This window comes from Streptomyces kunmingensis (assembly GCF_039533535.1).
Lineage (GTDB): Bacteria > Actinomycetota > Actinomycetes > Streptomycetales > Streptomycetaceae > Streptomyces > Streptomyces kunmingensis.
Map to the genome: position 1 here is coordinate 147,618 of NZ_BAAATS010000027.1, position 13,771 is coordinate 161,388.

11 protein-coding genes are annotated in these 13,771 nt (G+C 70.2%); 2 read left to right on the plus strand and 9 right to left on the minus strand.

Annotation, left to right across the window (positions count from 1 at the left end):
* Positions 1 to 9: 9 nt before the first annotated feature.
* The 5 genes from ABD366_RS29000 to ABD366_RS29020 form a co-directional block, all read right to left on the minus strand.
* The gene (locus ABD366_RS29000) at positions 10 to 1,218 is read right to left on the minus strand and encodes a S8 family peptidase (RefSeq protein ID WP_324769776.1); all 1,209 of its coding nucleotides are present in this window, start codon (positions 1,216 to 1,218) and stop codon (positions 10 to 12) included.
* A 361-nt stretch (positions 1,219 to 1,579) separates the two neighbouring features.
* A complete protein-coding gene (gene mgt / locus ABD366_RS29005; RefSeq protein ID WP_324769777.1) occupies positions 1,580 to 2,809 on the minus strand; it encodes a macrolide-inactivating glycosyltransferase in 1,230 nt (409 codons plus the stop codon).
* Positions 2,810 to 2,863: 54 nt separating this feature from the next.
* Positions 2,864 to 4,153 carry an ABC transporter substrate-binding protein gene (locus ABD366_RS29010; protein ID WP_324769779.1) on the minus strand — a complete coding sequence of 430 codons (1,290 nt, stop codon included), beginning with the start codon at positions 4,151 to 4,153 and terminating at the stop codon, positions 2,864 to 2,866.
* Positions 4,153 to 4,983 (minus strand): carbohydrate ABC transporter permease, encoded by an 831-nt coding sequence (locus tag ABD366_RS29015; RefSeq protein WP_324769795.1) that lies wholly within the window; start codon positions 4,981 to 4,983, stop codon positions 4,153 to 4,155. Before ABD366_RS29015 ends, ABD366_RS29010 begins: the two co-directional genes overlap by 1 nt.
* Complete coding sequence (locus ABD366_RS29020; protein WP_324769781.1) at positions 4,983 to 5,909, minus strand: carbohydrate ABC transporter permease; 927 nt, start codon at positions 5,907 to 5,909, stop codon at positions 4,983 to 4,985. The genes ABD366_RS29015 and ABD366_RS29020 overlap by 1 nt, the downstream gene beginning before the upstream one ends.
* 157 nt (positions 5,910 to 6,066) lie before the next feature.
* Between ABD366_RS29020 and ABD366_RS29025 the strand changes: the two genes are divergently transcribed.
* Positions 6,067 to 6,945 carry an aminoglycoside phosphotransferase family protein gene (locus ABD366_RS29025; RefSeq protein WP_324769782.1) on the plus strand — a complete coding sequence of 293 codons (879 nt, stop codon included), beginning with the start codon at positions 6,067 to 6,069 and terminating at the stop codon, positions 6,943 to 6,945.
* Positions 6,946 to 7,074: 129 nt separating this feature from the next.
* Here the strand turns inward: ABD366_RS29025 and ABD366_RS29030 are convergent, their stop codons facing one another.
* The 4 genes from ABD366_RS29030 to ABD366_RS29045 all read right to left on the minus strand — a co-directional run bounded on the left by ABD366_RS29030 (position 7,075) and on the right by ABD366_RS29045 (position 11,468).
* Positions 7,075 to 7,806, minus strand: coding sequence for a 3'-5' exonuclease (locus tag ABD366_RS29030; RefSeq protein ID WP_324769783.1), 732 nt, complete (start codon positions 7,804 to 7,806; stop codon positions 7,075 to 7,077).
* 100 nt (positions 7,807 to 7,906) lie between these two features.
* Positions 7,907 to 9,175 carry an SAV2148 family HEPN domain-containing protein gene (locus tag ABD366_RS29035; RefSeq protein WP_324769796.1) on the minus strand — a complete coding sequence of 423 codons (1,269 nt, stop codon included), beginning with the start codon at positions 9,173 to 9,175 and terminating at the stop codon, positions 7,907 to 7,909.
* A gap of 114 nt (positions 9,176 to 9,289) precedes the next feature.
* Entirely contained in the window at positions 9,290 to 10,618 is a 1,329-nt protein-coding gene (locus ABD366_RS29040; protein WP_324769784.1) for a copper amine oxidase, read from the minus strand.
* A gap of 58 nt (positions 10,619 to 10,676) precedes the next feature.
* Positions 10,677 to 11,468, minus strand: coding sequence for a Tat pathway signal sequence domain protein (locus tag ABD366_RS29045; protein ID WP_324769785.1), 792 nt, complete (start codon positions 11,466 to 11,468; stop codon positions 10,677 to 10,679).
* A gap of 161 nt (positions 11,469 to 11,629) precedes the next feature.
* Between ABD366_RS29045 and glgX the strand changes: the two genes are divergently transcribed.
* Positions 11,630 to 13,747, plus strand: coding sequence for a glycogen debranching protein GlgX (gene glgX / locus ABD366_RS29050; RefSeq protein ID WP_324769787.1), 2,118 nt, complete (start codon positions 11,630 to 11,632; stop codon positions 13,745 to 13,747).
* Positions 13,748 to 13,771 lie beyond the last annotated feature (24 nt).

The window sequence follows — 13,771 nt, forward strand, 5'->3', positions numbered from 1 at the left end:
GAGTCCGCCCTACTCGACGATCTTCAGGAGCTTGTTCGGGGTGCCCGCGGACGCGTTCGAGATGGCGTCGGAGGTGGCTCCGCCGGTGAGCGCCTTCGCGACGTCGGCCGGGGCCGCGTCCGGGTGCCCGGCGAGGTAGACGGCGGCGGCACCGACGACGTGCGGGGTCGCCATCGACGTACCGGAGATGGTGTCGGTGGCGTTGTCGTCGGTGTTCCAGTCGGAGGTGATGTCCGAGCCGGGGGCGTAGATGTCCACCGCGGAGCCGTAGTTGGAGAAGGACGACTGCTCGTCGTCCCTCGTGGAGGAGGCGACCGTGATGGCCTCGGGGACGCGGGCCGGGCTGGACGTGGAGGCGTCCGCCGACTCGTTGCCCGCCGCGACCGCGTAGGTGACGCCCGACGCGATCGACTTCTGCACCGCCGCGTCCAGCGCTTCGTCGACGCCGCCGCCGAGCGACATGTTGGCGACCGAGGGGCCCTTGTGGTTCTGGGTGACCCAGTCGATGCCGGCGACGACCTGCTCGGTGGTGCCGGAGCCCTCGTTGTCGAGGACGCGGACGGCGACGATCTTCGCCTTCTTGGCGACGCCGTGCGCGCTGCCGGCGATGGTGCCGGCGACGTGCGTGCCGTGCCCGTTGCCGTCGTCGGCGTTGTCGTCGTTGTCGATGGCGTCGAAGCCGGAGGAGGCGCGGCCGCCGAAGTCCTTGTGGCTGATGCGCACGCCGGTGTCGATGACGTACGCCGTGGCGCCCTCGCCCGCGGCGTCGGGGTAGGTGTACTTGCCGTCGCCGGCGGTGTCCGCCTGGTCGATCCGGTCCAGGCCCCAGGAGGGCGGATTGTCCTGGACGGTGTCGATGTGGAACTTCTTGTTCTGTACGACCTTGCCGACCGAGTTGTCGGCGGCGAGCTGCCTGGCCTCGGTCTGCGAGAGACCGTTCACCGAGAAGCCGTTGACGGCGGAGGTGTAGTTCCGCTTGAAGGTGCCGCCGTACTCCTTGGCCAGGTCCTTCTTGGCGGCGGTGTCGGCCTTCTGGTCCAGCAGCACGATGTAGCTGCCGGACACGGCGCCCTTGGCGCCGAGACCGTAGACCGTGCCCTGGGCGGGAGCCGCGGCACCGGCGAAAGAGCCGGTGAAGACCGTCACGCCGACCGCCGTCGCCGTCGTGGCTATCGCCGCGGTCAGCTTCATCGTGCGCGCACGCTTGTGAACTGCCATGAAGAGAGGTCTCCTCGTGGTGCTGTGTGGGGGGATGAGGTTCTACGCGCGTGGGGGCGCGTTATTTCGTGCGGCCCCCGGCAATCTCCGGAAGATCTCCGGGGGTTGAGACGAAACCCTGACCGATTGACGCGACCAGATCAAGACCTTCATACACCTGTGACTTGTTCAACAAGGTTCTGTAATAACAAAACGGACGGATCACCTCATGGGCGGTTCGACCACTGGCGTCCCTATACGTGCAAGGGGCGCGAGTCACCCTCCGTGGCGACCCGCACCGTGCGGCTGCACCGGCTGCCGGGCCTGCCCCATGACGAGGCGCCCCTGCCGCAACCGCGGCCGGTGAGCGACCGGCCCGGCGCTACGCGGCGGGCAGTTCGGCCTCGATGAGGTCGGCCGCCTGCCTCGTGCCGCCCTCGCCCGCCATCTCCCGCCGGATCGCGGCGAGGCGGCGGGCCACCTCCGGGTCGTCGACGAGGGCGAGGACCGCGGCGCGCAGGTTGCCGGCCGTCGCCTCCTCCATCGGGACGTGCCGGGCGACGCCGAGGGCCTGCAACATGTCGGCGTTGCCGAACTGGTCGACGGCCTGCGGGACGGCGACCATCGGCGTCGCGGTGGCCAGCCCTTCCTGACTGCCGCCCGCACCGGCGTGCGTGATGAACGCGTCGGCCTTCTTCAGGACCGCCAGCTGCGGTACCCACTGGCGCACTTCGACGTTCCCGGGCAGTTCGCCGAGGTCGTCGGCCGTGACGTGCCTGCCGACCTGGAGCACGACGTGCCAGCCCGGCAGAGCACGGAACGCCTCGGCGCACGCGCGGTAGAAGCCGGGCTGCTTGGTGAACGAGGAGCCGAGCGAGACGAGCAGCACGCGCTCGGCGCCGGCCGGGCGCTCCCAGTCGCCCTGCGCGGACCGGTCTCCCTGGCAGGCGCCGACGAAGGTGTACGTCTTCTCGTCGACCCGGTCGGCGTTCGGCTGGAGCGCCTTGGGGATGAGCACGAGCGAGCGGTCGGGACGACTCCCGAACTCGTCGGCGGTCTTGCGCACCCCGTGCTCCGTGAGCCAGGCGGTGAACTTGCCGAAGTACGCCCTGCCGCGCGGGGTCTGCCGCGGCTCGGCCCACATCGGCTCGGCGACCTCCTCCTCGTACCCCTCCCATGCCACGAGGTTCGGTGAGAGGGAGATCGCGGGGACGCCCCAGCGGTGGGCGAGGACGGCTGCCGGGTACGAGGTGATGTCGTGCAGCACGAGGTCGGGCACGCCCGCCCCGCCCTCGCCCTCATAGGCGTCGATGAGCTGGGGCAGCGCCTGGATCGCATCGTCCAGGAACGGCTCGACGTTGTCGAGGAGCGTCGTCCCCCACGCCTCCGGGTCGTCGTCGGGGCCCGGCAGCGTGGTGCGGTACAGGACCGGCTCGGCGCCGGTCTCGGCGATCTTCTCCTGGAAGAGATGCGGGATCGCGTAGGTGACGCGGTGCCCGCGGGCGACGAGCTCCCGGATGATTTCCAGGCTCGGGTTCACGTGCCCGTGAGCGGCGATCGAGAACATGGCGATGTGGGCGCGCCGGGGGTGTGAGTGTTCCGGGTTCGTCATGCCCGTACTCTAAGCGAGACGAGACGTCTCGTGCAACCGTTTCGCTCGGGCCGGCTACCTCTGGTACCGCGCGAGCACGAGGTTCCCGTCGTCGACCAGACGGTGCCGGAGTTCGCCGAGCCCGATCGCGCCGCTGTAGTACTCCTGCAGCGCGGGGGTCGCCACCTTGTCCTTCCACTCGGGGTAGCCGCGCACCGACTGGGCGGGCGCCGAACGCAGCTGCGCGGCGAGGGCGGTGCCGGTCGCCCAGTCGTTCTTGGCGGTGTGCAGTGCGGGGTCCGCGAGCGCCCGCGTACCGGTGGGCAGCATCCAGTCGCCGAGCGCGAGCCGCACCATGTTGCGCGGCTGGAGCAGGAAGTCGATGAACTCGGCCGCCTCCTTCTTGTGCGGGCTGTCCTCGGAGACCGAGAGGGTCTGGGGGCTGACGCCCTGGGTGAGGCCGTCGGCCCCCGCGGGCGCGGGCAGCACCTGCCAGTCGAACCCCTCGGGCGCCTGCTGCACGATCTGCTGCCGGTACGAGAAGCCGAGCGGCACCATCGCGTACTTGCCCGCGAAGAACCCGGGCAGCGTGTCGGAGCCGCCCATCCCCAGCGTCGTACCGGACGCGCTGCCGTCGGTGTTCACCTGGTCGTGCACGGTGCGCGGCACGACCGCGTCCGCCGCTCCGAACCGGACCGTCACCTTGCCGTCCGCGCCCCGGTGGAACATCCGGCCGCCCGTGGACAGGGACAGGTTCAGCGTCACCGACACGGGTTCCTTCAGCGGCCAGGCGACCCCGTACGTGTCCTTGCCGCTGAGCCGCTCGGTGATCCGGCGGAACTCGTCCCAGCTCCACGGCCGCCGCGGGGTCGGGATGCGCACGCCCGACTCCTTCAGCCGATCGGCGTTGGCGATGAGCACCCGCGGCTCCTGGAGGAACGGCACTCCGTAGATCCCGTCCCCGAACGTCGCCGTCTCCCAACTGCGCTGCGGGATGTCGGACTTGAGCCGCGACGGCAGGTGGTCGCGCAGATCGGCGAGGTAGCCGCCGTACGCGAAGTCGGCCAGGTCGTCGGAGGCGTCATGGATGATGTCGGGCGCCTCGCCGCCCTCGAAGGCGGTGAGCAGCTGGTCGTGGACGCTGTCCCAGCTGCCCTGTACATACTTGACCTGGACGTCGGGGTGCGTCGCGTTCCACTCCTTCACCAGCCGCTTGTTGATGTCGACGGACTCCTGCTGCCAGGCCAGCGACTGGAACTCCAGGGTGACGCGGCCGTCGGCCGGTTCCGGGCCCGACGAGCAGCCGGCGAGCAGGAGCGTCAGGGCGGCGCCGATGGTGAGCGTCAACTTCCCTACTCTGCGCATCACTTCACCGCCCCTGCCAGCATGCCGCCCGCGATCCGCTTCTGTATGACCGAGAAGATCAGCAATGACGGCAGCGTCGCCAGGAACGCGGCGGCGGCCAGCGGCCCGAGATCGGCGACGCCCTCGGCGCCGAGGAAGTGGGTCAGGATCACCGGCAGCGTCTGCCGCTCCGGCGTTTTCATCAGGACGAGAGCGAAGAAGAACTCGTTCCATGCACTGATGAACGCGAACAGGCCCGTCGCGACGATGCCCGGAGCGAGCAGCGGCGCGGTCACGGACACGAGGGTGCGCAGCCGGCCCGCGCCGTCGACCGCGGCGGCCTCCTCCAACTCCCGTGGCAGAGCACGTACATACCCGACGAGCATCCACAGCGCGAAGGGCAGCGCCCACACCACGTAGACCATGATCAGGCCCGGCAGGGCGTTGATCAGATGCAGGCTCCTGAGGATGAGGAACAGCGGGATGATCACCAGGACGAACGGGAACGCCTGGCTGACCACGACCCAGCCGGTCGCCGCCCGCGACACGAACGAGCGGTGGCGCGCCATGACGTACGCCATCGGGGTCGCGATGACGATCGCGATCACGGCGGCGCAGACGGCCACGAGCAGGGAGTTGCCCGCCGCGCGCAGCAGGGGCTGTTCGTCGAAGGCCTGCCGGAAGTTGGCGAAGGTGGGGTCTTTCGGGATCCAGGTGGGGTGCAGGCTCGCGAGTTCGCGTGGCGGCTTGAACGCGGTGGAGATCAGCCACAGGAACGGGAAGACGAGGAAGACGAGATAGGCCGCGAGCGCGAGGTACTGGCCCGCGCGGGCGGGCCCGGAGGGCTTCATCACTGCTCGTCGCCTCCCTTCAGACGGCCCACGAGATAGAGGGCGAGAAGGATCGAGATGACGGCGACCATGACGCAGCCCATCGCCGCCGCATAGCCGAACTGGCCGTAGCGGAAGGCTTCTTCGTACGCGAACAGCATGGGGAGCCGGGTGCGGCCGCCGGGCCCGCCGTTGGTCAGGACGTAGACCAGGGCGAAGGAGTTGAAGTTCCAGATGAAGTTGAGCGCGGTGATGGCGAGGGCCACGGGCCTGATCGCCGGCCAGGTCACCGTGCGGAACCGGCGCCAGGCGCCCGCCCCGTCCATGGCGGCCGCCTCGTGCAGCTCACGCGGAGTGTGCTGAAGCCCGGCGAGCAGGGCGACCGTGGTCTGCGGCATGCCCGCCCAGACGCCGACGACGATGACGGCGGGCAGCGCGGTGCTCAGGCCGGTGAGCCAGTCGCGGCCGTCGCCGAGGCCGAAGGTGCGCAGTGTTTCGTTGAGGACGCCCGCGTCCGGGTGGTAGACGAGGCGCCACATGATGCCGACGACGACCTCCGGCATCGCCCACGGCACGATCGCCAGCGTCCGTGCCAGCCAGCGCAGGCGGAGGTCCTGATCGAGCAGCAGCGCGAGGCCGAGGGCGAGCAAAAACTGCGGCACCGTGACGCCGACCGCCCAGAGCAGACCGATGCGGAAGGACTCCCAGAAGAGGGTGTCGTGGAGGAGGTCCCGGAAATTGAGGGCGCCGACCCACTGGGTCGCCGCGGTGCGGCCCGACTGGGAGTCGGTGAAGGCGAGCCCGATCCCGTACAGCAGCGGGCCGACGCTCAGGACCAGGATCGGCAGCAGTGCGGGGAGCACCAGGAACCAGGCCCCGTGCTCTCTGTTCGGTCCGGACGCGGGCCGACGCCGCTCCGTCCGTGCTGGTGCGGTCGCCGAGGTCACGGATGCGACTCCTTCGGGCGGTTCGGACGAAACACTCGATGCGGCTTCCGGCCGTCCCGGCGGCCCCCGTCATGGTCCTGACCCGGTCCTACGACGTCAAGACATTCGGACGGGTGGGAGACTGGGCCGGTACGGGCTGGAACGCGGGAGGCTAGTGATGGACGAGGTACGGGCACGGGACGTGCTGGCCCGGTCGGGTGTCGTGGACGGCCCGGCGGCCGGCGCCGAGTTGCTCGCGCTCGGGGAGAACGCGGTGTTCGCGGCCGGCGACCTCGTCGTCAAGGTGGGCCGCGGTACCGATCTGGCGCCCGAGCTGCTCGACCGGGCCCGCCGTGAGCTGGCCATCGCCGCCTACCTCGCCGAGCACGGCGTACCGGCCGTCCGGGCGGCGAAGACCGACCCACTGGTCGTCGACGGGCATCCGGTGACGGTGTGGCACCGCATCCCGGCGTCGGTGCGGCCCGCGGAGCCGCGCGATCTGGCGGAGCTGCTCAAACTGGTGCACGCGCTGCCGGAGCCGACCGGGTTCACGCTGCCCCGGCGCGAGTTGCTGGGCGGCGTCGAGCGGTGGCTGCGGCTCGCGGGTGATGCCATCGATCCGGCGGACGCGGCGTATCTGCGCGAGCGGCGCGACGGGTTCGCGGCGGCGGCCGCCGCGCTGACGCCCCGGCTCGCCCCCGGGCCCGTTCACGGTGACGCGCTGCCCCGCAATGTGCACATCGGGCCCGAGGGGCCCGTCCTTGTCGACCTGGAGACGTTCTCCTCGGATCTGCGGGAGCACGATCTGGTCGTCATGGCGCTGTCGCTGGACCGGTACGGGTTGCCTGCGGCGGCTTATGCGGGGTTTGTTGCCGCGTATGGGTGGGATGTGCGGGAGTGGTCGGGGTGCGGGGTGTTGCGGGGGGCCCGGGAGACGGCGTCCTGTGCGTGGGTTGCGCAGCATGCGGTCAGTAATCCTGCGGCCCGGGTGGAGTTCGGGCGGCGGGTTGCGTCGTTGCGGGACGGGGACACTTCCGTGCGGTGGTATCCGTTCTGAGATTGGGTGCGGCGGCGTTCGCACGGGGGCTTCGCCCCCGGACCCCCAGTCCTCAAACGCCGGACGGGCTGTGTGGGGAGTCCAGGTGCGGCGCCGTGCGCGCGGGGCTTCGCCCCGGACCCCCAGTCCTCAAACGCCGGACGGGCTGTGTGGGGTGAGTTCGCGTATCGGCCATGCCGGGTCCACCACCGCCCCCTCGTCGCCCTTTCTCCGCAAGAAGCTCTGGAAGTCCTTCGCCCACTCCGCGTACCACTCCACCTGCCGGCGGTGCAGTTCCGCCGGGCCGAGGGACGCGATCTTCGTGTGGCGGTCGCCTATCGCGCGAGCGAGGAGCGCCGCGGCCAGGGCGTCCGCCGAGGCGTCGTGCGCGGCGTCCAGCGGGACGCCGTACTCGGTGCAGACCGCCTCGAGGTTGCGCTTGCCCCGGCGGTAGCGGTCGGCGGTGCGGTCGATCGTGTACGGGTCGATGACCGGGGCCGGGTCCATGCCGCCCAGGCGGTCGCGCAGGGAGGCGAGGCCGTACCTCGCCAGTTCGGCGGAGAGCAGGGTCAGATCGAACGCCGCGTTGTACGCGACGACCGGGACGCCTGTGCGCCAGTACCCGACCAGCACCTCGGCGAGGGCGTCGGCCACCCGGTCGGCCGGTTCGCCGTCCGCCTTCGCTCTCTCGTTACTGATCCCGTGCACGGCGACGGCCTCGTCCGGGATCGGTACGCCCGGGTCGGCGAGCCACTGCCGGTGGCCGAGGACCGTGCCGTCCCTGACCTCTATGACGGCGCCCGTGACGATGCGCGCCTCGCGCGGATCCGTCCCCGTCGTCTCCAGGTCGAAGCCGACCATCAGCTCCCGGTGCCAGCCCATGGCAGCCCCCTTCTCGTGGTGCGTTCCCCCAGTGACCACCACCTTCGCACGCGCCACTGACAATCCGTCCGGCGCCGGTCTTCCGCGGCCGTGAGGGCGTTCACGAGACCGGGCGGCCGTCCGCCCACGCCTGCTCGAACTCGTCCCGGTATGTCACGAACAGGCCGTTCTCGCCCGCCTCGGCCGAGGCATTGGTCCTGACCACGCGGCCGCCGCCGCGCAGCACGAGGACCGGCGCCTCCATCCCGCGGGTGCGGCGCAGGTAGGACTGGACGACCGCGACGCCGTCCGAACCGTCGCCGTCGACGAGGTACGCGGTGAAGCGCGGCGTCTCGTCGAAGACCTGGATCTCGAACGCGCCGGGATCGCGCAGCCGGGCCCGGACCCGCCGCATGTGCAGGATGTTCATCTCGACGGCGCGGCTCAACTCGCCCCGTTTGAGTCCGAGTTCCCGCTCACGCCGTTTGACCGAGCTGGAGGCCGGGTTGAGGAAGAGGAGCCGGGTGCGGCAGCCCGATTCCGCGAGGCGGATCAGGCGGCGGCCCGAGAAGTTCTGGACGAGGAGGTTCAGTCCTATCCCGATCGCGTCGAGGCGCCGGGCGCCGCCGAAGATGTCCTCGGCCGGGAACTGGCGCAGCAGCCGCACCCGGTCCGAGTGCACTCCGACGACGTCCGCGAACCGGTCGCCGACCAGGTCCTCGACGGCGTCGATGGGCAGCCGGCGGGCCGAGGGGACGTCGGAGCCCGCGCCGAGCATCTCCAGGAGGCGGGCGGAGGCGCGCTCGGCCTGGGCGAGGACCGTCTCGTTCAGGGCGCGGTTGCGGGAGACCACGTTGCGGGTGACCTCCAGCTCGTCCAGGGCGAGCTCGACGTCGCGCCGGTCGTCGAAGTACGGCTCGAAGCAGGGCCAGTGCTGCACCATCAGCTCGCGCAGCTGCGGGAGCGTGAGGAACGACAGCACGTTGTCGTCGGCCGGATCGAGGAGATAGCCCTTGCGGCGGCTGACCTCGCGCACGGCGACGGCCCGCTGCACCCACTCCTGCCCGGCGGGCCCGGCGGCGGCGACGACCCAGTCGTCGCCGTGCACGGGCTCGTAGACGGGCCGCAGTACGGCCGCGACGACGGCGCGCAGCCGCTGCTCGACCAGATTCAGCCAGATGTACGCGCGCCCGGCTCGTTGGGCGCGCGTACGGACCTCACGCCATGCGTCGGCGCCCCAGTCCAGTTCGGGGCCGATCTGCGATCCCACATCCATGGGCCGAGCCAGCGACACCGCTCCGGGCGGGATGTCCGTGGCGGCCGCCCCGGAACCCTCCTGGCCCTCGTGACCCTCGTCACCAGGGGGCAGCTCAAGACCTCCCGAGCTCACCCGCTCCGCACCGCCTTCCGCTCCCCCGAGCTTGTCGAGCACTCCCCCAGCAACGATCAAGGAAGGGTACTCCGGGAGCGGCAGGCGGTGCAGCCCGATGGTGAGGAGAGTTTCTCAACTTCCGTTTCTGGGAACGCCGTTCTGATCCGCGAGGTCGGCGGGCGTGAGCGGACTCATAGCGGTCACGTCCCTGGGGGCCAGCGAGAAGCCCTGCCAGTGCACCGGCATGGGCTGCTGGTCCTCGTCCCGGGCGATGTGGTGGAACCCTATGTTGACCCAGGTGATCGGGTTCTTGAGCGTCTGCCCTCCGACCCACTTGTCCACACTTGTGCCGCCGCAGTTCGCCGCGGGGTTGTTGCTCGCGTACTGCTCGCACTTCTTGTACTCGGTGAAGTACACGTCGTGCTTGGTGAACGAGCGCCCGGGGAACCTGGCCGAGCGCCCGGGCACGAACTCGTAGGACCTGGGGTGCCCGTCCTTGTTCTTGCCGGCGGTGGAGACCACGCGCCACCAGCGCATGTCCTTGACGTCACCGGCGAGTTCCTTGGTCACCGGGGTCCTGGTGGTCTTCGTGGTGGGCACACCGCTGCCGCGCGGCGCGGTCACCTTGGAGTCGTACTGCTCGACCTTGCTCTTGTTCGAGCCGTCGAGGCCGAAATTGAGCCGCCAGAAGACGTTGTGGCTGTGGCTCTCGGCGTAGGCGCTCGCCCCCTTGCCGATGGGCCAGCCCTTGCCGTCGGTGCCCTTGTAGTCGTACGGGGAGAGGCTGCCGGTGGCACCGACGTTCGAGGTGATGGTGCCGTCGGAGGAGAAGCGCCACTCGGTGATGTACTCGTACCAGGACGCCTTGTTGACGGTGTAGACCAGCAGGTCCTTGCCCTGGGCGCTGTACAGCTTGCCGCTGCCGCCGGTCGACTCGTCGTCGTTGAGCCGGTACGCGTGCCCGCGCGCACGCGTGGTGGTGCAGAGTCCCTTCACATTGCCCATGTCGGGGACCTTGACCGTCTTGATGGTGCCGCCGGGACACTCGGCCGGCTTGAGGTTCTGCAGCGCCTGGCCGAAGTCGGTGCCGGTGACGTCGTCGTACTCGGCCTCCCCGTCGTCGTAGGGGACATGGACCTGGGCGAGCCGGGCACTTGTGAGGACACGGATCGGCTTGGGCTCGCTCTTCGGCTGGTAGCTCACGTCGTCCAGGACGAGGCCGGAGAGGGTGTTGTAGTGCCAGCACATGCGCCAGGTGGTACCGCCGTCGAGGGTCTGCTCGATCTGGTACGCGGCCGAGCAGGCCGGCGCGGCGGCCGCGGGCGCCTGGCGTGGGGCCGCGGGCACGGCCGTGGCGGAAGGAGCGGTGGCGAGGGCGGTGCCGAGCAGCGCGGTGACCGCGAGGCCGGAGAGGGCGGCAGCGGGCCGTTTGCGGGCGCGCCGGACTCTGATGACGTGCATACGGAAGGGCTCCCTTGTGCAGGAGGAGTATGTGGAGGGTTCGGTGCCGCGGCGGCTCTCAGGAGAGGCGGCCGACCGTGCGCTCGCTCAGGTCGACGACGAGGGCGCGGGTGTCGATCCAGGGCCCGCTCTTGACCTTGGCCACGACGCGCAGGCAGCGGTGCTTGCCGCAGTCGGTGAGGCCGACGGGGACCTTCACGACGGTCTCCTTGCGGAACACCATGCCGCTGACCTGCAGTTGGCCGGCGTCGGTGAGCTGCTTGCCGGTGGCGTCCTTGTAGTCGCTCTTCAGGTCGGCGCCGAGCCGGTCGGCTATCAACAGCTGCGCCGCCTCGGCGAGTTCGGCCTGGCTGGGCGGCGGCTGCACGCCCTGGTCGGTCCGGGTGTCCTCCACCTTTCCGGTGTCGAGGTTCACGGTCTTGGTGACGACGGAGTCGCTCTTGTAGTCGTAGGAGACGACGTCCGCGCGGCGCTGTGCGGCGCCCGCGCCGGTCAGGCCCGGGTCGATCTCCGTCAGGTTCGTGGACAGGTGCTGCGGGCCACGGTCGCCCTCCACGTCCCGTGCGTTCCTGCGCAGATTGTTGTTGGCCACCGCCAGTTGCCCGGCTCGGTCGATCTCGGCGTCGGTGAGCGGGTCCCTGCCGACCCCCTTCTCGCCCTCGGCCGGGGCCGCCTCTACCTTGCCCGCCGGGGCCACCGCATCCTGCTGGGACGCGCCCGCCCGGGCCGCGTCGCCCGCTCCCCCCGTGTCGTCCGGCAGGCTCGCGCCCACCGCGACGGCGGCACCGGTGACGGCGAGCGCCACCGTGGCCACCAGCTTTCCGAGATGGCGTCTTGCTAGCTCGCGCACATCTACCCCCTGCTTCTCCGGCAGTCCCACGCTCGGGCATACCGGTATTACGTGGTCTTCCTGTAAGAGGGGTCCAACTCGTAGGTGGTTCCGCCACTTTCGGGGGAGAGACTCACTGGTGTCGCCCGGAGCACCGGGCCGGAAGTGGAAGAGTCGTCAGCATGCAGGTGTGGCCTGGACAGGCGTATCCACTCGGCGCCACGTACGACGGTGCCGGTACGAACTTCGCGGTCTTCTCGGAAGCCGCGGACCGCGTCGAGTTGTGCCTTTTGCACGACGACGGCTCGGAGACAGCGGTGGAGCTGAGGGAGTCCGACGCGTTCGTCCGGCATGCCTACCTCCCCGGCATCATGCCGGGGCAGCGGTACGGCTACCGGGCGCACGGCCCCTACGAGCCCGCGCGCGGGCTCCGCTGCAACTCGGCGAAGCTGCTCCTCGACCCGTACGCGCGCGCCATCAGCGGGCGCATCGACTGGACCGAGGCGGTGTACGGCTATCCGTTCGGAAAGCCGGACGAGCGCAACGATCTCGACTCGGCGCCGCACATGATGGCGTCGGTCGTCGTGAACCCCTACTTCGACTGGGCCGACGACCGCCTGCCGCGCACCGAGTACCACGAGACGGTGCTCTACGAGGCTCACGTCAAGGGCCTGACGATGCTCCATCCGGCGCTCCCGGACGAGCTGCGCGGCACGTACGCGGCGCTCGCGCACCCGGCGGTCATCGAGCACCTCACCGAACTGGGCGTGACCGCTCTCGAGTTGATGCCGGTCCACCAGTTCGTCAATGATCACCGTCTGGTCGACATGGGCCTGAACAACTACTGGGGCTACAACACGATCGGCTTCTTCGCCCCGCACAACACGTACGCGTCGTGGGGCGACCGGGGCGAGCAGGTCCTGGAGTTCAAGTCGGCGGTGCGGGCGCTGCACCAGGCCGGTATCGAGGTCATCCTCGACGTCGTCTACAACCACACGGCGGAGGGCAACGATCTGGGCCCGACGCTCTCCTACAAAGGCCTGGACAACGCGTCGTACTACCGGCTGGCCGAGGATCCGCGCTACTACATGGACACCACGGGGACGGGGAACTCGCTGTTGATGCGGTCCCCGCACGTCCTACAAATGATCATGGATTCGCTGCGCTACTGGGTGGAGGAGATGCACGTCGACGGGTTCCGCTTCGACCTGGCCGCCACTCTGGCGCGCCAGTTCCACGAGGTGGACCGCCTGTCGTCGTTCTTCGACCTGGTGCAGCAGGACCCGGTGGTCTCGCGCGTGAAGCTGATCGCGGAGCCGTGGGACGTCGGCGAGGGCGGCTACCAGGTGGGGAACTTCCCGCCCCTGTGGACCGAGTGGAACGGCAAGTACCGCGACACGGTACGGGACCTGTGGCGGGGTGAGCCGCGCACCCTCGCCGAGTTCGCGGGCCGGCTCACCGGCTCCTCGGATCTCTACCAGGACGACGGCCGCCGTCCGCTCGCCTCCATAAACTTCGTGACCTGCCACGACGGCTTCACCCTGCACGACCTGGTCGCGTACAACGACAAGCACAACGACGCCAACGGGGAGGGCAACCGGGACGGCGAGAGCCACAACCGGTCGTGGAACTGCGGCGCCGAGGGCGACACCGACGATCCGGAGGTGCTCGATCTGCGGGCCCGCCAGATGCGTAATTTCGTCGCCACGCTGATGCTGTCGCAGGGCGTGCCGATGCTCAGCCACGGCGACGAGTTCGCCCGCACCCAGGGCGGCAACAACAACGCGTACTGCCAGGACAACGAGGTGGCGTGGCTGCGCTGGGCCGACGCGGACGCCCCGCCCGAGCCCTTTCTGGAGTTCACGCGCGCGATGGTGCGGCTGCGCCGTGAGCATCCGGTGTTCCGCAGGCGCCGCTTCTTCCACGGCCGGCCGGTGGAGGGCACGCACGACGAGCTGTCGGACATCGCCTGGTTCACCCCGGAGGGCGAGGAGATGACGCAGCGGGACTGGGGCGCGGCGCAGGCCAGCGCGCTGTCGGTGTTCCTGAACGGCAACGCGATCTCGGAGCCGGGCGCGCGCGGCGAGCGCATCCTGGACGACTCGTTCCTGCTGCTGTTCAACGCATCGCCCGAGGAGCTGGAGTTCGTGGTGCCGGTCGATCACGGCCGGCAGTGGCAGGCGGTCGTCGACACGGCGCTGCCGACGGGACTGCCTCCGAGCGACGGTGAGAAGGTCCAGGCGGGTGACCGGCTGATGCTGGCCGCCCGGAGCCTGACGGTGCTGCGACGGCCCGCGTAGACGCCTGGAGGGGCCTGTAGGGGC